The organism is Ruegeria sp. BE1, from assembly GCF_056538885.1.
Genome location: NZ_JBQFTY010000004.1, coordinates 298,824 through 316,216 on the forward strand (window position 1 = coordinate 298,824; position 17,393 = coordinate 316,216).

Below are 17,393 nucleotides of genomic sequence, written 5' to 3' on the forward strand. Positions count from 1 at the left end.
CTATTTCACGAAGGTTACGGATTTGCGGTCGGTCGACAGAACCACCGCGGCGATGACCAACACGCCCAGAACACCGTCCTGCACGTAGCCGGGCAACCCGATCACAACCATGCCGTTATTGATGACATTGACGATCAGCACCCCGATCAGAGTGTTCCACACTCCCCCGATCCCGCCCCACAGCGCGGTACCGCCGACCACAACAGACGTGATCGAGACAAACATGAAATTCGACCCGGTCGCGGTTTCCGCAATCCCGATCCGGCCCACAGCCAGCAGCGCGCCAACGGCATAGAAAACACCGGCCAAAGCGAACCCCATGACGCGCACGCGGTTGACGTTCAGACCCGAGGCATGGGCCAGTTCCTCACCCCCGCCCACGGCATAGAAATTGCGTCCCAGCGTCGTACGCGACTGGATGAACCACGCGATCAGCAGGAACAACAGCGCGACATAGCACATGATGGGAAATCCGAACCAACGCTCGGTCAGCAGGGATCGGAACAGGTCATCCTCAACACGTATCCTGTCACCGCCGGTCAGCAGCAGCGCAAAACCGGTGCCGACAAAGCCCATCGCCAGCGACGCCATGAAAGACGGGATTTTCAGCAGGACATGCACCAACCCGTTCACAAACCCGATGGCCGCCCCCACCAACAGCGCCAGCGGGATCGCCAGCCACGCCCAAGAGGCCAGCGTGCCGCCCAAGGCGATAAAGGCAAAGGCAAAGACCACGGCACAGACCGAAACCGTGCCCTCCATCGACAGGTCAATCGACCCCATGATGATGATAAAGGTCACGCCGATGGCGACCATCAGCGCCGGCGCGGACGAAATCCCGATCCGCGCAAAGTTGCGCAGCGAAAAGAAACGGGGCTCCATCGCCGTAAAGAACAGGACCAGAACCAAAAGGACGATCAGGGGCGCCCATTTGATCAGAACATCCCGTGTCAGCACATTGCTCACGTGCTTCCTCCCACTGAGTGATTTGGTGGGGTCGCGTGTACCGCAGACCCGAGTGAGCGGGCCAGCCCAAAGACCGGCCCGCAATCACATTACTTGTACTGAATCTGACCGTTCGACGTGGACCAGAAGTCTTTCCAGTCATAGGTCGGAACGCTGTCCAAAAACTCGGCCTTGAACGCCAGCGCGTCTTCAGGTCTGACCATGATGGTCGGGCCATAGAACTCGCGGTGTTCGTTCGGCTCGTCCGACGGCTTGAAGTGGCCGGTGGCCGCGTAATAGGCCAGCGCCGCCGTGATGCCGCCGCCCCAATGCGGGTTGGTGAATACGGTAGCCAGAATCTTGCCCTCGCCGACCAGTTCAACCGCCTGCGGGTTGCCGTCATAGGATACGATGGGCATGTCCTCGATCCCTTCGGCGCGCAGCGCCTCAAGCACACCATAAGCGATGGTGTCGTTGGCACAGTGGACGCCTTTGATCTCATCACCGTAACGGGTGAGGAAGGCGCTCATGACTTGGTTGGCCTTCTGCGTATCCCAATCCGCTGGTTCTGCGGCCAGCAGCTCGACATCGGGATAATCCAGCAGCGCGGTCTTCAGACCGGCCAGACGCTCAATCGCAGGGTTGTTCGAGGCGATACCGCCCAGATGGACAACGCCGCCGGTTCCGCCCATCGCATCCAGCAGAATGCGCGCGGTTTGCTCGGCCGGGCCTTCGTCGGACCAGCTCATGTGGCTGACATAGTTGTCGCCGAAATCCCACGGATGCAGGTCATCGGTCTTGTTCCAAAGGGTCGAGACATAGGCCCCGGCCTCAACACAGCTTTCCACCACCGGGCGGGCGTTGGGCGCGTCGTTGGTATCGATCGCCAGCGCCAGTTCACCATTGGTTTTCGACAGCAGCGCCTTGACGTCGGCCAGCGACTTCTCGGATGAACCTTCATTGATCAGGTGGGTCAGGAAATCCTTGGGCTTGCCCAGGCTTTCCACAAACGCCTCACCGCCCGAGACGATTTCGTTCCAATACGGGTTGGTCCGGTTACGATAGGACCACGCAACGGTCGGGTCCGTGATCGCCGCGCGCGCCATGCCGCCCAGCATGGACGAAATCGCCGCGCCGCCGACGCCATAGGCCGAGGCCAGCAGCAGGTTCCGACGGGTTATCGTCTCCTGTTCGATGTATTTCTTGATGAATGACATGACGTCCTCCCTTTTCCATCAGCATATGGGATCAAAGGCATCCGCATATCTGCCCCTCCCCGGCGACGATCCCGCACAGCGGTATTGTCCGCCCTTAATGCACTAACTAGTTACTTCTTTACGAAACGCTGTGTCAAGCGTTAAGACTGTAAAAGACAACGGTCTGAAATGATCTGCGGACAGGCAGTTGAAGAACACCTGCCTTCTGTGCGACATGCATTTACTACATGTGCTGTGGCAGGACAGCTGCATGGCAAGGGAGGCGGCTTTGGACGAAAAGACGACAATCAAAAAGAAAAGAGACGCCGAAGCGACCAAGGCGCGAATTCTGCGGGCCGCCAAGAAAGAATTTGCCAAACACGGGCTGGGCGGCGCGCGGGTGGATGAAATCGCCGAACGCGCCAATGCCAACAAACGGATGCTGTACCATTATTTCGGCAGCAAAGAGGGGCTGTTCCGCACCGTGCTTGAGGCCGCTTATCTGGACATTCGTAGCGCCGAACGCAAGCTGAACCTCGAATCCCTGTCACCCTCGGACGCGTTGGAATCGCTGGTGCGGTTCACCTGGGATTATTACCTCAAGAACCCCGAATTCATCACGCTGGTGAACAGTGAAAACCTGCACCGCGCCCGCCACATCAAAGCGCTGGACAGCCTGCCCGAAACCACCCGCGGGCTGGTCGAGATGGTCGAAGGCATTCTGAAACGCGGCGAGGCCAGTGGTGAGTTTCGGTCCGGCATCGATGCCACGCAGCTCAACATCACCATCGCTGCCATCGGGTATTACTACCTGACGAACCGCTTCACCGGCTCCTACCTGTTTCAGCGCGATATGATGGATAAACAGGCCCTGAACGAACGGCTGGACTTCAACGTCGAAAGCATCATGCGGATCGTGCGCAAAGACTAAAACCCGCAGGCAAAACGGCTGTGCATTGTTGATCCGGCATGCTGCCGACCGTTCGGCGGTTGCATTCGCCCGCGACTTGCAAACCAGTGGCCGCATCAGGTAGTGCTGGTTTCAGCCCGGTCTATCTACCTTAAACCAATAGCTAAATTGAACCTCTGTGATTCAATTCCGGCCACAATTAATAGACTTGCAAATAAGCCGTATACTCAACCTTTCAGGAGGGCAAAATATGAAGAGAGTTTTCAAAACTATTGGTCTTGGCGCGGTCGCATTGGTGTCTTTGGCCGCCTCAGCCAGCGCTGAAGAGTGGCGTTTCAACAACTTCCTGCCGGAAACCCGGCCTGAAACCGCAGAACTGGAGCAATTCGTTGCGGATGTGAATGGGGCTCTGGGCGGTGAGACCGAGCTGAAACTGTACAGCGGCGGCTCACTGGGCCTGCCGAACACAGACACGCTGCGGTTCCTGCCGAAAGGTGCGGTGGAAATGAGCCTGATCTGGGCGAATTACCTTGGACGTGACGCACCCGCGCTCAGCTCGGTCGTGGTTCAGGGTACTATCGGATCCATTGAAGAGTTCGAAAAGGCGATCCCGACCGTTCGCGAGATCTATCAGGAAGAATTCACCGACTGGGGCGTGACCTCGGTAGGATATGTGCCCATACCGATGCTGTCAGTGTCGGTCTTCTGCCGGGATGAGCCGGTGAACACCATCGAGGCGTTGAAATCCAAGAAACTGCGCGTCTGGGCCCGCGATCAGGTCGAAACCTTCACCCGTCTTGGCGTGGCCGCCCAGATCATTCCGCAGGAAGAGATGTATGTGGCCCTGAAAACCGGCGTGGTCGACTGCGCGCTGTATCCTGCGCTCTATGCCGATACGGTTTCCCTGCAGGAGGTCGCCAAATATGCCTCGTTCCTGTATCCGATGGCATCTGGGCCGTATGTGATCGGCGTGGCCAGTGACAAATGGGACGCCACCGACGACGCCACGAAAGAGGCGATTGCAACGGCAGCAGATGCCCTGTGGGAGCGTACCAACCAATACGAGGACGATTACGAGCGCGAGCTTGCAGCCCGTGACAAGCTGGTCGAACAGGGCGTGACCTGGGGCGCGGATTTCTCGCAAGAGGACCGGGATCTGTTCGTATCCAACGTCACTGAAATCTGGGCCGAACTGGCAGAAGAGGCCGGCGGCAATGCACCTGAATATCGTCAACGTGTGCTGACAGCCCTGGGTCGCTGATCGCCAGATGGCTTTGAAAGTGAAAGAAATATTTGCGTGGGGGCTGGACCGCCTGGCCCTTGCGTGTGCGGCGGCATCCGCACTGGGCATGATCGCCATTGTCGGCATCATCGTCACCAGCGTGTTGATGCGCAAATTCGCCAATACTCCGCTGCATATCACCGAAGAGGTGGTTGGGCTGCTGCTCAGCGTCTCGCTGTTTCTGGGCCTGCCGATGGTAACCTTGCAGGCCAAGCATGTGCGCGTCTCGCTTATAGCCGATATGCTGAAGGGCCCGGCGCAAACCCTGCTGCAAATCGCGGCCCTGCTGATCGGTATCGCGTTTTTCCTATGGCTGATCATTGAGACGATCCCGTGGTTCGAGTTCGCCTTCAAACGCAACCTAAAGACCGAAACGACGCGTATTCTGCTCTATCCCTGGATGGCGCTGATGCCGCTTTCGCTCACCCTGACCCTGTCCATCTTTGTGGCGCGTCTGGTCGGCATACTGGACCGCGTTGACGATGCCAAAGCTGACATAGAATGAACCATGACTAAAAAGGCGCTTTGATGTCGTTCTGGCTTACTTTGACAGGTGCTTTGGTGGTCACTGCCGGCACCGGTGTGGCGCTGGGGGCCGCATTGGGCCTGACCGGGCTTTTGATCCTGTACTTCTTCTCGAACGGGGCCACGTCGCTGGCGGTGGACGCGATCTGGAGCGTGTTCAACTCGTTCACCCTCAGCGCAGTGCCGATGTTCATCCTGCTGGGTGAGATTCTGCTGCGCAGCGGGATCAGCGAAAAGGCGTATACCGCGTTCTCGCCGCTGTTTCGGCGTATCCCCGGCGGGCTGCTGCACACCAATATCGCGGTCTGCACCCTGTTCGGGGCGGTCAGCGGCTCCAGCCTGTCGACGGCGGCGGCTGTGGGTTCGGTCGCGTATCCCGAGATGTCGAAACGCGGCTATGACAAGGATACCATCGTTGGCAGTCTGGCAGGTGGCGGCACGCTGGGTCTGCTGATCCCGCCCAGCCTGTCCTTTCTGATCTACGGCGCGCTGACGGAAACCTCGATCGGACGCCTGTTCGCGGCAGGGATCATCCCGGGCATTCTGGTCGGCCTGATGTTCATGACCTATCTGCTGATCAAAAGCACCCGCAACCCCGCCATCGCACCCCGGGACGAGAGCGCCGCCTCCGTGTGGGAGATACTGGCCGGTTTCCGGCATATCTGGCCCCTGCTTGCATTGATCATCGCGGTGATCGGCAGCATCGTCGGCGGATTGGCCACCCCGACCGAGGCCGCCGGGGTCGGCGTGGTGCTGGCCGCCATCATCTCATCGCTGTGGGGCGACCTGACGTGGAAGAAACTGGTCGAGGCGGTCTATCACTCGGTCCTGCTGTTTGCCTCGGTCGGGTTTCTGGTTCTGGGGGCGACGATTCTGGCCAAGTCGACCAGCATTCTGGGCGTGCCGCAGCAAATCCTTGAGGTCGTGGCCGAAAGCGGCATGGGCACCTACAGCGTGTTGCTGATCGTTGTGCTGATCTATCTGGTTCTGGGCTGTTTCTTTGACGGGCTGTCCCTGATGATCATGACCCTGCCGGTCGTGTTTCCCTTGCTGACCGGGCTGGGGTTCGATCCGATCTGGATCGGGGTCATCATCACCATCGTCATCGAAATCGGACAGGTCACCCCTCCGGTCGGGCTGAACCTGTCTGTTCTGACCGCGCTGACCAATAACGAGGTCAGCCTGGGCCGCGTCGCAATCGCAACCGTGCCCTATTGGCTGATCCACCTGTTCGCAATCCTGATCCTGACGCTTTTCCCGGCATTGGCGCTGTTTCTGCCAAACCTGTTGTTCTGACCCCAGCGCACATGCCCGAACTTACTTCAGCTTTGCAACGCCCAGCCCGACATTGAACTTTTCACACCAGATCCAGATCTCATTCATCTTCGAGACGTCGACGCCTGCGGGAACCTGAAAGGACTGCGCACCCGAGTTGCTTTTCAACAGCCCCATCAGGGTCGAACTGTCATAGCCATTTCGACCCAACGCCACTTTGGGGTCCGGCGCACCATCGAACCAGAAATCACCCTGCAACTCGACAAAGGACTTGCCGCCCTTGGTCACCAGTTTCGCCTGACCCTTTGTGACGTGGCCATTCACACCCTTGAACTTGCCCGCACGCCCGTCAGCCGCCAGTGCCGGTGCTGCGATTGCCATCCCCAGAAATGAGGTGCCTGATATCAAAAGTGCTCTACGATTTACCATTTTCCAGACCTTATATTGGTTGCAATTGTGGCAAGCCTAACCGCAAAAAATGGGGATGGAACACGCCTGACGGCCACGTGAACCAATGCGATTGCATTGTGTTATCTGCGCGGACGCACCGGGGGACGGGCAGGAATTTCTTTCCGCGTGATCAATGATCTGTCAAAAAGTCGCGTGCTAACCTTGTGTTGATTGGCCATCCTCGGTGCGATGAGACATCATGCTGCGAATAACCGAACTGTCCGGCCAATGCGCTTTTTGAAACACGGAGAAGACGTGACAGTTAAACGAGTATCATTGCCCCGGGCATGGATGGTTGGCCTGATGGTCCTGATGTCCCATCCCGCAGCCGCGCAGCCGGACATCCTTGTGCTGGGCGACAGTCAGATTTCGTTCGGTGCGGGCAAGGAATACCTGCGGTTTTTCGATGATCTGGCCGAAAACTGCGACATGACCCCCCAGCGCAAAAAAGCACTGGACAAGCTGGGCGCGCGCAAAGCCGCGGCCATCGGGGTCAGATCGACCTCTTTGCAATCCTGGACATCCACCAGCGGCGCAACCAAGGGCGCGATTTGTGATGTGGACAAGAAATACGGGGTCAATGCCGGGGCCTATGGTATCGATGGCAACCCTGATCGGGTCTTCATCCAGATCGGCAAAGGCGCATCCTATCAGTTCTGCAAACCGAAAGAGACCGCCTTTGAGGCGATGTTTGCAGATGGCTATTACAAACCAGACCTGCTGATCCTGACTTTTCTTGGCAACTCGGCAGATCGGTGGGCCAACTCTCGGGACGCGGCCGAAGAAGATGCGCGCAAGACGGCAGCCCAAATCCCAAAGGATGTGCCGTGTGTCTTCATCTCAAGCGCGCCGGTCTATCTGAAAGCCACGAATGACAAACGGATGAAAGCCCAGACCGAAATCGCCCGCGCCTTTGAGCGGGTGGGCGACAAATGCCACGTGGTCGAAGGATTTAACGCTGAAACGCGGGCTGCAATCGAAGGCAAGCCCAAGTTCTTTCGGCGCAATGATGCGGGGCGCGTAAAGGACCCGCATCACCCAAGCCCGGCAGCCATCCGGAGCTTTCTCAAGATCAATGCACCCGCGCTGTGTGATGCAGTGTTTTCGGCATTGGAATAGACGCATAGGCAGGGGGAAACAATGCGACTACTCAGACAGGTTTTCGGCATCGTGTGCGCACTCGGGGTTTGGGGGGTGGCCGCCCAGGCGAACGAATTTGAATCGCCGGAAATCCTGATTGTCGGCGACAGTCAGATCTCCTTTGGCTCTGGCCCCGCTTTTCTGGAGTTTTTCAGCGATATCAAACAGCATTGCCATCCGAATGCGCAGCAAAAGGAAAACCTCAAGCGTCTTGGAAAAATGCGCGTCGGTGTCATAGGTGTGCGTTCCAGTTCGATCGATTCCTGGACAGCACGTTCGGGCAAATCAAAAGACACGATCTGCAAAGTGGACCCGAAATGGAGAGTGAATGCAGGGACCTATGGGTTCGTGAACCAAACCGACAAGAAATTCGTGCAGATTGGGCAGGGGAAAGAATATCAGTTCTGTACTCCCAATGCCTCTCCCCTCGAAGCGATGCTGCGTGAGGACTATTACGAACCCAAGCTGATCCTCATGTCATTTCTGGGCAATTCGGCAAAACGATGGGCCAATAACCCAAGTGCTGCGACTAGGGACGTCGAAAAGCTGATGGCCCAGTTGCCACCCGATCTGCCCTGCATCTTCATGACCACGGCCCCGGCCTATAAGAAAAAGATCGTTGAACTGCGCCTGCGCGCGCAAAAGAACCTGATGGATGCGTTCAAAACGACCGGGCTGCGCTGCAGCTTTGTTCCCGGCGCGACCCCCGAAACGGTGGCTGCCAATCAAGGGAACAAAGACTATTTCCGCCTGAACAAAAAGGGCCTGGTCAAAGACCCGTACCACCCAAACGAAGCCGCGGCCAAGAACTTCTTTGCGCTTGAGATGAAACAGATCTGCACAGCGATTTTCGATCAGATCGCGCCATCGAAAGAGCAAAGCTAAGGTCCTTAACCTCGCATATAAGGAAGCCGCGCCAGAACATCCAAACCCTGCTGTTTCCAGAAATGCAGCAGGTCGATGAAAATCCAGTTCTCGGTCAGTTTGTCGCCCGAGCGCCGATACATGTCGATCACCCGCATGTCGCCGGGTTTGCCCGTCGCCGGCATCCCCATGAACCCGCCTGACGGCGTCAATGTCAGGTTCGGCCAACCGAAAAATCCGCCGAAATTACCCTCGGCAATCCGTGCGACATGGCCATTGAAAATGCGATCCGTGAACCCTTCGCGGAAGGGACCCGCATGTTGTTGGGCATAGCGCTCGATCGTGTAGGTCGCGCCGATCCCCGTCGGGCCCCACCAGATCATGTCGTCATTCCAACTGCGCGGCAGTTCGGTCAGCAGGCCCTGCTCTTCCCTGCCCTTCCAGTCGCGAATGTCGTTGATCATGAACTCGATGGCGTCCAGCGTCTTTTGACCCTCGGCCGGGTCCTGTTCGTCAAACATCACGCCGTCATGCGTCATCGGTCCGGGCTGTACCAACTGCGCGCCGGTCTGGGGCGGAAACGGGTTCAGCCCCGCCTGCATCATCAGGTGCGGGATGTCGAAGAACATCGCTGTGTCAGTGATTTTGTCGCCCTCGACCCGAATGAACTCGGCATAGCGCAGCATGACAATCTTGTTGGTGGGCGGAATATCCAGCCATGGGTGATCGAACAGGCCCATCAGATGCCCCATCGAGGCCACCCAAATGCCGCCATCCTCCAAACCGTTTTCTCCGGCCATAAACAGGTCCAGCCGCCGTTGCAGACGTGTCACCGAGCTTTGCAGAGGCACCCAGAACGTATTGGCCACCTCGACCGGGTCGTGAATTTCGTTGAAAGGATGATAGCCGCGCCAGATGGCATCAGGCGCGCAGTATTTCCAGGCCGCCGCGACGGGGTTTTCATCGATCGCAGCATAATAGTCGCGCACAAGCGCTTTGGCAGATTGCAGAGTGGTCATATATCCGGTTCTTTGTTTTGAGTAAGCTTTACAGTCTCAGTCCGGCCTCAGCCGGGCTTTGGCGATCTGCATCATGAGATCAAATTCGTTAAACAGCTGCCATTCCTGTTCCACACGCCCTGCCTTGACCCGCCATTGGGTGATACCCCAGATCTGACAGCGTGCGCCGGTGGGCGATTTGTACATATCCGTCTGGCCGGTATGCGTTGCCTCGGCGCTCCAGCGGGTGGAAACAAGCCAACCCTCAAGATCCGAGCCCATCCAGTAGACTTCGTCGACCTGCAGGGCCAAATCCGGAAAGGCTGCCCTCAGTCCCGAGACATAATCCGCATAGGCTGATCGTCCGGCAAAGGCGCGCTCGGTGGTACCTTCGAACGGCATCCTTTCGGCATAGTCCGTCTGCAACGCCTCCATGTCGCCGTTCCAGATGTTATCGTGCACCCGCCGCGCAAAAGCGTCCGGGTCAAAGCCGTCAACCGGTTCGGATACCGACAAGGGCTGCTGTGGCGCCGTTGCCCGGCGCAGCTCGTCCCAGGTGGCCTGGCTGCGTGGCCATCCAGCCGGGGGATCGGCGGCAAGGCGCTCTGCCTCGGCCCACAGGTCCAAACCCAGCTGCTGCAGCATGGCCGAGGTGTTGTAGAGGACATGCTCCAGGAAAATGTCATTCTCCAGCGCCACGCAATTGGCGATGACCATCACATTGATCTTGCGCCCCGTGGCACCCCCATAGCGGCTGGGGTTCGTATTGGTACCCATGATCCGCGTCAGGTGAGAGGTATGAAACCCGATCTCATCATCCCCGGCCCAGATGACCTCTTCGGCGTCCAGCACGATATCGGGAAACGCGCCGGTCGTATGATGTGTGTCCGCGATGATTTTCTGATTTCCGATTTGCAGACCGTAATCGTCATAGACCAACGAGGTTGGGGCATAGCAATCACCGATATAGTCGACGCCCTGCTTGTCGGTTTCCCAGATGCGATGGGTAATCCGCACGATGTAGTCGATGATGTTTCGATACTCCGGGTCAAAGCCTCTCAGGCTCTGACCCATGCCGAAATCATCAGGGATACGGACGGTTCGTTTCTGCGTATAGGCCCCCAGCGAAATATCATAGCTTTGCGGCATATGATGCCGGGCCAGGGGTTGCGCAGGTCCGTATGTTCGCGACATGTCCCCTCCTCTATCAGCCTTTCACGGCCCCTGCGGTCAGGCCGCTGACGATCTGACGCTGGAAGAACAGAACCAGGAAGAACAGCGGAACCAGAGCACTTACAGCTGCTGCGACGGCGAACATGACGTCTCCGGTTTCGCGCACGGTTCCCAAGAAGCTGGCAATTTTCGGCACCATCGTCTGGTTTTCCGAATTCAGCAGAACAGCCCCGATGGCAAAGTCGTTATAGGCCAGCAGGAAACTGAACAGACCCGTCGTGATCACGCCCGGCCACATGACCGGAATGATCACATAGCGGAAGGCTTGGAAGCGCGTGCAACCATCGACCATGGCGCTTTCGTCCATGTCCTTGGGAATGTTCAAAAAGAACGAATGCAGCATCCACAGGGTAAAGGGCTGGTTGATCGCCACGAGCACGATGATTGTCGTGCTGAGCCGCCCCCAGATATTCCATTCAAAGAATGGCAGCAGGTAACCCGCAACCAAAGTCATGTGCGGCATGGCCCGGAATACAAGGGCAATCATAAGCAACCAGAACGCGTACCGATAGCCGGACCGGGCCAACGCATAGCCGCCCAGCGTTCCGAGAGTCAGAGAAATCACAACCGTGAAGAACACAACAATTGCTGTGTTCAGACTGTTGCGCCAGAACTCTTGTTCAACCCAGGCCCCTTGATAACCCGCCCCAGTAAAGGCACTGCCGGTTTCGGCTTTGGTCATCACACCATAGATCGCGTTCGTCCAGTCTGTCTTGGAAAAGAAGTCAGGCTGAACTTTGAACGACCCCCAGAGTGTCCAGAGGAACGGGCCAGCGGCGATGAAAATCCACAGGACCACAAAGCTTGTCGTGAACCAGATCAAGCCTTTTGAACGTCTGTCGGCGACGGATGATGACATGATCAGACCCTTTTCCGGTTAAAGTCGCGCCAGGTGCGGATCAGCACGGGTGTCAGCAGGATGGCCACCCCAATAATCGTCATGATCGAAGAGGCCCCTGCCGAACCGAATTGCGGAATGTCGCCGCCACGCAGGTCATTGTAGATGATATACGACAGAGAGGTTGCTTTGGCCGAAGCCTGAAACGCAAGGATGGGTTCCAGCATCCGGAAGTTATCCATCAACTGCATCAAGGTGATGAACACGACCAAAGGCATCATATAAGGTACGACCACAAACCGAATGGACTGCCAGCGTGTGGCACCATCGATCTTGGCAGCCTCAAGCGTTTCCTTCGGAACTGTCTGCAGCCCCGCATAAAAAACGATGAAGCTGAACGGGGTCGAGCTCCAGATGCCATAGACAATCAGCATGATCCACGTCAGCGGCGTTGACGCCTTGAGCGACAGGTTCGGGTCATTGAACACCCACTGCAGGGTCGCGCCGATGATACCGTCCGCATCCACCATCCAGAATATGATCAGCGCCCCAACCAGCGGCGTTACGATCATAGGCAGCAGGGACACGAAAATCGTCGGACCCTTCAACAAGGTCGGCACCCGGTTCACGGCCAGCGCAACGCCCAGCCCAAAAACAACGACCAGCGGCGTCACAACAAATGTGTAGGTCAGGGTAAAGATCAACGCTTTGTAGAAGGGCAGGTTCAGCAGTTCCGAAAAAAACTCGCCCATTGTGGCGCTTTCAGACCAGGCGACACCGACCTGTTCAAACGCAAGGTGCTTGCGGTTTGTATATGTCCCCAGCCCGTTGAACCGACCCAACGGGGCCTCTTCCCGCAAAGCGGCTGTCGCCTCGGTATCGACCTGCAAGACCGTGTCGCAATTGAAAGGGGTACAGTTTTCAACCTCGACCATGACCTGTTCGTGCTCGACAAACAGGGACTGGATCGCAACCGACACGGTAGGCAGCGCAATAAACAGGATCATTGCGGCCAACGATGGCAGGATAAACCAGAAAAACGTACGATGTTTCATTTCCAGACACCTCTGTCAACGTCGCGACGGGGAAGACCCGGGGCAGGCATATCCGCCCCGGTTCAAGTGCTTAGAGGTAACCGGCCTCTTTGGCAGCAGCGATATAGGCCGCTTCGATGTCCGCCAGTGTCTGCTCGGCGCTTTCATTGCCTTGCAGGAAGTCGGGCAGCTCTTCGAAGAAGGCCTGATGCAGCAGGCCCATATAGGGCAGCATCGGATAGGGTTTGGCTCCGCCGGATGCGGTTTCAGCCACACCAACAGCCGCTGGGCCCGGCTTGTACGAGTCCATCAGCCAGACTGCCGCGTCGTTATTGGCCTCGACCATCTTGGGCGAAATACCGTTCATCATGGCGATAAAGGTCGCCTCGGCATCCTCATCCGAGATGTTTTTCGAGATCGTGAACCCATCCCACCACAGCGTGGAGGACGGAGTATCCCCTCCGGCAACTGAAGGTGCCGCCGCCAGTACGGTGTTTTCTGCAACGCCACCTTCCGCGCCTTCACCGGACAGCAACTCGCCACTGCTGGAGCCCCAGAGCTGCGCCATCGCCAGATCGCCTGATTTCCAGATCGGAACGACGGTTGCGGTGTTATAGGTCAGGAAATCCGGGTTCGACAAAGACACCAGATCTTTCATCATATTCAGCGTGGCTACACCGGTTTCGTTGTTGATCGCCGGCTCGGCCGTTCCGGGTTTAAAGAATTCGCCACCATGGCCCAGATACATGTTCACGAACTCTTCGCCCAGGTTCCAGTCAGACATGCTGAGGAAGGCAAAAGGGTGATCCATGATGCCGGCATCCTTGATGGCCTTGCCGGTTTCGACAACTTCTTCCCAAGACCCAGGAACAGGCTTTCCAACCTGATCCAGAATGTCTTGACGCACGAACAGGTGCTGCGCGTTGGCCATGAACGCAATCGCCATGATCTTGCCGTCGATGGTGATCAACTGGTTCTTGCCCAGGCTTTGGCCGTGCTTCGCCACCAGATCATCCAGCGGCCGGATCAGACCTTCGTTCAATAGCGGCACGATCGAGGAATTCGCAACGATGACCGACGTGTATTCGGCCGGATTTGCGGTCAGTGCCTGAACCGTGATGTTGCGGAAATCCTTATTGTGGTTGGCGGCGACGGTCACGCCGCCTGTGCATTCAGCCGCCGCAGATGTAATCGCCTTGAGCGCGGGGAAGTCGTTGGCCAGCACGTTGACGTTGCCGCTGGCAATCTCACATTCGGCATAAGCTGCTGTCGTCAAAAGCGTCGCAACTGCGCCGACCGCAAAGCTTTTCATGAAAGACATACTAAGAACCCTCCGGTTGGACCCTGTTACGCAGGCAGTCGCCTGCAAGTTTAGAATCACCATTTACTGGTGTATTGTGCATTCGCATTCATCATTATGCCAATTCAGCAGCATCTGACAAGAAATTCCTTTCTGAGCGCTAAATCTTATCAATTATTCAAAATAAGCGGCTAGTTTTTATCCGCTCGCATCCCCAAACCAGACGTGAGTAAAAGTTCCGCTTGCCAATTTATGCATTCACTGACAGTATTTTTGCGTACGCATGCAATTGATGAGATCGAGATGGCCGAGATTCAGCTTAAAAACATCTCCAAGCGTTGGGGATCGTTCGTCGGGGTGCAAAACTTTGACCTGACGATCGCGGATAAAGAGTTTCTGGTCCTCCTCGGGCCTTCAGGCTGCGGCAAGACCACCACAATGCGCATGATTGCCGGGCTTGAGGATGTCACCGAGGGCGAAATCACCATTGATGGCCGTGTCGTCAACGATCTTGACCCCAAAGACCGCGATGTCGCGATGGTGTTTCAAAGCTATGCGCTTTATCCGAACCTGGATGTCTATGAGAACATCCGCTTTCCACTGAAAGTTCGCAAAATCGACCCCGCGAACCACGATGCGAGGGTGCGTCGGGCGGCGGAAATGGTCGAGCTGACGGATTTCCTGCATCGCCGCCCTGCTGAGCTGTCTGGCGGCCAACGTCAGCGCGTCGCTCTGGCCCGCGCCATTGTGCGCGAACCGAACGTTTTTCTAATGGACGAACCGCTGTCCAATCTGGATGCCAAACTGCGCGTCTCGACCCGTCACCAGATCAAGAACCTCAGCCATGAACTGCAGGTGACGACGATCTACGTAACCCACGACCAGATCGAAGCAATGACCCTTGCTGATCGCGTTGTCGTCATGAGCAAAGGTGTGGTGCAGCAAGTCGGCACCCCGACGGATATCTACGACAGGCCCGCCAATACTTTCGTGGCCAGTTTTATCGGCAGCCCCGCCATGAACCTGCTGGAAGGCGAGATTTCAAACGGCACCTTTACAGGGCAGAACACAACGATCAGCGGTCTTCCGACGCAGCACTCGGGCAAGATCACTCTTGGGTTCCGCGCAGAAGATGCCACGCTGGATCCCAACGGCACATCGTCAGCACCGCTCTATTCGCTGGAACTGTTGGGGGATGCCACGGTGGCAACCATGAAACTGGGCGGCACCCTGGCCTCTGTCCGGGCGGGCAAGGAATACCGCGCAGAAATCGGTGACCAGACGGCAGTCCACATCCCTGCCGACGTGTGCCACCTGTTTGATGCCAATACCGGCGAGCGATTGGACTGACACACCATGTCCACCAGATTGGAATACGATTTTATCGTGATCGGCGCAGGTTCGGCCGGATGCGCGGTGGCAGCAGGCTTGATTGACGCCAAGGTCGGCAGCGTTCTTGTTCTGGAAGCCGGACCATCCGACAAATGGCCCCTTGTCCGCATGCCGTTTGGCCTGATCTGGATGATGGGCAGCAAAACCCGCGACTGGCGTTACAAGACGGTCGGCATGCAGGGGATCAACGGGCGATCTCTGGCTGTACCGCGTGGCAAGATGATCGGGGGGTCAGGCTCGATCAATTCGATGGTCTGGTATCGTGGCTGCCGTTCGGATTTCGATGATTGGAATGTGCCCGGTTGGGGTTGGGATCAGGTCGGCCCCGCCTTTGAAGGTATTGAGGCGAAAATTGCACCGGCGCGGATGGACACGCCTCACCCGCTGACCCGATCGCTGGGGTATGTGTTCGACAATGACCCCGACGCCGAGGTGACGCCCGAGCGTGAAAGCAGCGGACCCTGCCGGTTCAACATGCATAACGGGCGCCGGTGGTCCGCCGCTGATGCGTTCCTGCGCCCTGCCCTGTCAAAAGGCGGGCATGTCCGGCAAAAAAGCAACGTTCAACGCATCCTGCTGGATGGCGACCCCGCCAAAAAGGTCGAACTGACTGACGGCACGCTTTTGACCGCGCGCAAGGGCATTGTTCTGTCGGCAGGCGCGATTGGATCGCCCGAAATTCTGATGCGGTCCGGGATTGGTCCGGCGGATGATCTGCGGCGCGCGGGCTATGACGTCGTGCGCGATGTCGCTGGTGTCGGAGAGAACCTGCACGATCATCCCGGCTGTGGTATCCACTATTCGGGCCCCAATTCAGGTTATGGTCTGAATATCAATGACGCCTGGAAATGGCTGTCGGGGCCCGTGAACTGGCTGACCACGGGGCGCGGCATTCTGGCCTCATCCACCTGTGAAGGCGGGTTGTTTTTCGACAGCACCGGGCAAGGCAACCGGCCCGATATTCAAAGCCATTTCATTCCGTTCTACATGGATTGGAAGGGGCGGCGCTACACCATGGGCTCGGGTTATTTTGCCGATGCCGTGGTGTGTCGCCCAAAGTCGCGCGGCCGTCTGAGCATGACGCGCGAAGGGCTGGCGATCGACTTTGGTCTGTTCAATGACCCCGACGATCTGGATCGCCTGACCCGCGGCTGGCTGCGCCTGCGCGACATCATGGCGAACGCCGATCTGTCCCCACATGCCGCGCCAGAGGCTTTCCCCGGCCCCGCCGTTCAATCCGAGGACGAAGCACGCGCCTATATTCAGGATCGGGCGGCGACGGCATATCATCCTGTCGGAACGCTGCGTATGGGTACAGACTCGGATGCGCCCGTAAACGAGCGCCTGCGCTTCCGGGGTGTTGACGGGCTTTGGGTTGCCGATGCCTCGATCATGCCCAGCATCACCAGCGCCAACACCAATGCCCCATCCATGATGATTGGTCACCGCGCCGGTCAGTTGATTTCAGAGGACGCCGCATGAAAGGTTCCCGCCCCGAGCAAGCTGTTCTGACCCGTGACACGGACCTGAGCAAAACCGAAGACACGCGCCGCGTGATCGAAACCATGGTGGATGGTCTGAACGACCACCGCATTGACGATATTGGTGAGTTTTTCAGCCAAGGGTTTCGCTGGATTGGCAATCAGGGCTGCGGCACCAAAACCGGGCTGCAAGAGTTTCAGGACAACTGGCAACGCCCATTTCAGGCCGCGTTCTCGGACAAGACCTGCATTGATGAGGCGCGACTTTACATGGGCGAATGGGCCGCTGCGTTCGGTCGACAAGAGGCAACACATTCCGGCGAATTTCTGGGGATCGCGCCCACCGGCAAACGGGTCGAAATTCGCTACATGGATTTCTGGAAAGTGGTCGATGGCAAGATTGTCGACAACTGGGTGAATGTGGATTTCGCCCATGTCGCCGCACAGCTGGGCGTCGATCTGTTCAATGGCGAAGGCTGGGAAGCCTATGACCGGGGGGAAAAGACACCGCCCCGTCCTGCAAACTGAGG

The 17,393-nt window shown here is 57.5% G+C and carries 17 protein-coding genes; 9 read left to right on the top strand and 8 right to left on the bottom strand.

Annotated elements, in window-relative coordinates; genetic code table 11:
* Together ACR0J5_RS14245 and ACR0J5_RS14250 are read right to left on the bottom strand one after the other, a co-directional pair.
* Positions 1–966: an ABC transporter permease gene (locus ACR0J5_RS14245; protein ID WP_480654423.1), complete on the bottom strand. Its 966-nt coding sequence runs from the start codon at positions 964–966 to the stop codon at positions 1–3.
* An 89-nt stretch (positions 967–1,055) separates the two neighbouring features.
* On the bottom strand, positions 1,056–2,162 hold the full coding sequence (locus ACR0J5_RS14250; protein WP_480654425.1) for a sugar ABC transporter substrate-binding protein: 1,107 nt from the start codon (positions 2,160–2,162) through the stop codon (positions 1,056–1,058).
* Positions 2,163–2,376: 214 nt separating this feature from the next.
* Here ACR0J5_RS14250 and ACR0J5_RS14255 point away from each other — a divergent pair, with 214 nt between their 5' ends.
* The 4 genes from ACR0J5_RS14255 (at position 2,377) to ACR0J5_RS14270 (ending at position 6,154) form a co-directional block, all read left to right on the top strand.
* Positions 2,377–3,072 (top strand): TetR/AcrR family transcriptional regulator, encoded by a 696-nt coding sequence (locus ACR0J5_RS14255; protein ID WP_480654427.1) that lies wholly within the window; start codon positions 2,377–2,379, stop codon positions 3,070–3,072.
* A 229-nt stretch (positions 3,073–3,301) separates the two neighbouring features.
* The gene (gene dctP, locus ACR0J5_RS14260; protein ID WP_480654429.1) at positions 3,302–4,312 is read left to right on the top strand and encodes a TRAP transporter substrate-binding protein DctP; all 1,011 of its coding nucleotides are present in this window, start codon (positions 3,302–3,304) and stop codon (positions 4,310–4,312) included.
* A gap of 19 nt (positions 4,313–4,331) precedes the next feature.
* Positions 4,332–4,838: a TRAP transporter small permease gene (locus tag ACR0J5_RS14265; protein ID WP_480654430.1), complete on the top strand. Its 507-nt coding sequence runs from the start codon at positions 4,332–4,334 to the stop codon at positions 4,836–4,838.
* Between the two features lie 23 nt (positions 4,839–4,861).
* Positions 4,862–6,154: a TRAP transporter large permease gene (locus ACR0J5_RS14270; protein ID WP_480654432.1), complete on the top strand. Its 1,293-nt coding sequence runs from the start codon at positions 4,862–4,864 to the stop codon at positions 6,152–6,154.
* Between the two features lie 21 nt (positions 6,155–6,175).
* Here the strand turns inward: ACR0J5_RS14270 and ACR0J5_RS14275 are convergent, their stop codons facing one another.
* Positions 6,176–6,514 (bottom strand): DM13 domain-containing protein, encoded by a 339-nt coding sequence (locus ACR0J5_RS14275; RefSeq protein ID WP_480654434.1) that lies wholly within the window; start codon positions 6,512–6,514, stop codon positions 6,176–6,178.
* A 324-nt stretch (positions 6,515–6,838) separates the two neighbouring features.
* On the opposite strand from ACR0J5_RS14275, the gene ACR0J5_RS14280 reads away from it, so the two are divergent.
* Both ACR0J5_RS14280 and ACR0J5_RS14285 read left to right on the top strand, forming a co-directional pair.
* A complete protein-coding gene (locus tag ACR0J5_RS14280) occupies positions 6,839–7,702 on the top strand; it encodes an SGNH/GDSL hydrolase family protein (protein ID WP_480654436.1) in 864 nt (287 codons plus the stop codon).
* A gap of 21 nt (positions 7,703–7,723) precedes the next feature.
* Positions 7,724–8,608: an SGNH/GDSL hydrolase family protein gene (locus tag ACR0J5_RS14285; RefSeq protein ID WP_480654438.1), complete on the top strand. Its 885-nt coding sequence runs from the start codon at positions 7,724–7,726 to the stop codon at positions 8,606–8,608.
* Between the two features lie 5 nt (positions 8,609–8,613).
* On the opposite strand, the gene ACR0J5_RS14290 is transcribed toward ACR0J5_RS14285, so the two are convergent.
* From ACR0J5_RS14290 to ACR0J5_RS14310, 5 genes are all read right to left on the bottom strand, one after another.
* Positions 8,614–9,606 (bottom strand): nuclear transport factor 2 family protein, encoded by a 993-nt coding sequence (locus ACR0J5_RS14290; RefSeq protein ID WP_480654440.1) that lies wholly within the window; start codon positions 9,604–9,606, stop codon positions 8,614–8,616.
* A gap of 36 nt (positions 9,607–9,642) precedes the next feature.
* Complete coding sequence (locus tag ACR0J5_RS14295) at positions 9,643–10,779, bottom strand: nuclear transport factor 2 family protein (protein WP_480654442.1); 1,137 nt, start codon at positions 10,777–10,779, stop codon at positions 9,643–9,645.
* Positions 10,780–10,792: 13 nt separating this feature from the next.
* Positions 10,793–11,677: a carbohydrate ABC transporter permease gene (locus ACR0J5_RS14300; RefSeq protein WP_480654444.1), complete on the bottom strand. Its 885-nt coding sequence runs from the start codon at positions 11,675–11,677 to the stop codon at positions 10,793–10,795.
* A gap of 2 nt (positions 11,678–11,679) precedes the next feature.
* Entirely contained in the window at positions 11,680–12,711 is a 1,032-nt protein-coding gene (locus tag ACR0J5_RS14305) for a carbohydrate ABC transporter permease (RefSeq protein WP_480654446.1), read from the bottom strand.
* Positions 12,712–12,781: 70 nt separating this feature from the next.
* The gene (locus tag ACR0J5_RS14310) at positions 12,782–14,011 is read right to left on the bottom strand and encodes an ABC transporter substrate-binding protein (RefSeq protein ID WP_480654448.1); all 1,230 of its coding nucleotides are present in this window, start codon (positions 14,009–14,011) and stop codon (positions 12,782–12,784) included.
* A gap of 282 nt (positions 14,012–14,293) precedes the next feature.
* On the opposite strand from ACR0J5_RS14310, the gene ACR0J5_RS14315 reads away from it, so the two are divergent.
* The 3 genes from ACR0J5_RS14315 to ACR0J5_RS14325 are packed head-to-tail and all read left to right on the top strand — an operon-like array spanning position 14,294 to position 17,391.
* On the top strand, positions 14,294–15,340 hold the full coding sequence (locus ACR0J5_RS14315) for an ABC transporter ATP-binding protein (protein ID WP_480654709.1): 1,047 nt from the start codon (positions 14,294–14,296) through the stop codon (positions 15,338–15,340).
* Between the two features lie 6 nt (positions 15,341–15,346).
* Positions 15,347–16,864, top strand: coding sequence for a GMC family oxidoreductase (locus ACR0J5_RS14320; protein WP_480654450.1), 1,518 nt, complete (start codon positions 15,347–15,349; stop codon positions 16,862–16,864).
* Positions 16,861–17,391 (top strand): ester cyclase, encoded by a 531-nt coding sequence (locus ACR0J5_RS14325; RefSeq protein WP_480654451.1) that lies wholly within the window; start codon positions 16,861–16,863, stop codon positions 17,389–17,391. Before ACR0J5_RS14320 ends, ACR0J5_RS14325 begins: the two co-directional genes overlap by 4 nt.
* Positions 17,392–17,393: the final 2 nt, after the last annotated feature.

Coding starts and splice junctions, on each gene's coding strand:
- ACR0J5_RS14310 (WP_480654448.1), bottom strand. CDS start 14,011: ATGTCTTTCATGAAAAGCTTTGCGGTCGGCGCAGTTGCGACGCTTTTG.
- ACR0J5_RS14270 (WP_480654432.1), top strand. CDS start 4,862: ATGTCGTTCTGGCTTACTTTGACAGGTGCTTTGGTGGTCACTGCCGGC.
- ACR0J5_RS14295 (WP_480654442.1), bottom strand. CDS start 10,779: ATGTCGCGAACATACGGACCTGCGCAACCCCTGGCCCGGCATCATATG.
- ACR0J5_RS14315 (WP_480654709.1), top strand. CDS start 14,294: ATGGCCGAGATTCAGCTTAAAAACATCTCCAAGCGTTGGGGATCGTTC.
- ACR0J5_RS14255 (WP_480654427.1), top strand. CDS start 2,377: ATGCATTTACTACATGTGCTGTGGCAGGACAGCTGCATGGCAAGGGAG.
- ACR0J5_RS14325 (WP_480654451.1), top strand. CDS start 16,861: ATGAAAGGTTCCCGCCCCGAGCAAGCTGTTCTGACCCGTGACACGGAC.
- ACR0J5_RS14300 (WP_480654444.1), bottom strand. CDS start 11,677: ATGTCATCATCCGTCGCCGACAGACGTTCAAAAGGCTTGATCTGGTTC.
- ACR0J5_RS14305 (WP_480654446.1), bottom strand. CDS start 12,711: ATGAAACATCGTACGTTTTTCTGGTTTATCCTGCCATCGTTGGCCGCA.
- ACR0J5_RS14275 (WP_480654434.1), bottom strand. CDS start 6,514: ATGGCAATCGCAGCACCGGCACTGGCGGCTGACGGGCGTGCGGGCAAG.
- ACR0J5_RS14320 (WP_480654450.1), top strand. CDS start 15,347: ATGTCCACCAGATTGGAATACGATTTTATCGTGATCGGCGCAGGTTCG.
- ACR0J5_RS14250 (WP_480654425.1), bottom strand. CDS start 2,162: ATGTCATTCATCAAGAAATACATCGAACAGGAGACGATAACCCGTCGG.
- ACR0J5_RS14285 (WP_480654438.1), top strand. CDS start 7,724: ATGCGACTACTCAGACAGGTTTTCGGCATCGTGTGCGCACTCGGGGTT.
- dctP (WP_480654429.1), top strand. CDS start 3,302: ATGAAGAGAGTTTTCAAAACTATTGGTCTTGGCGCGGTCGCATTGGTG.
- ACR0J5_RS14290 (WP_480654440.1), bottom strand. CDS start 9,606: ATGACCACTCTGCAATCTGCCAAAGCGCTTGTGCGCGACTATTATGCT.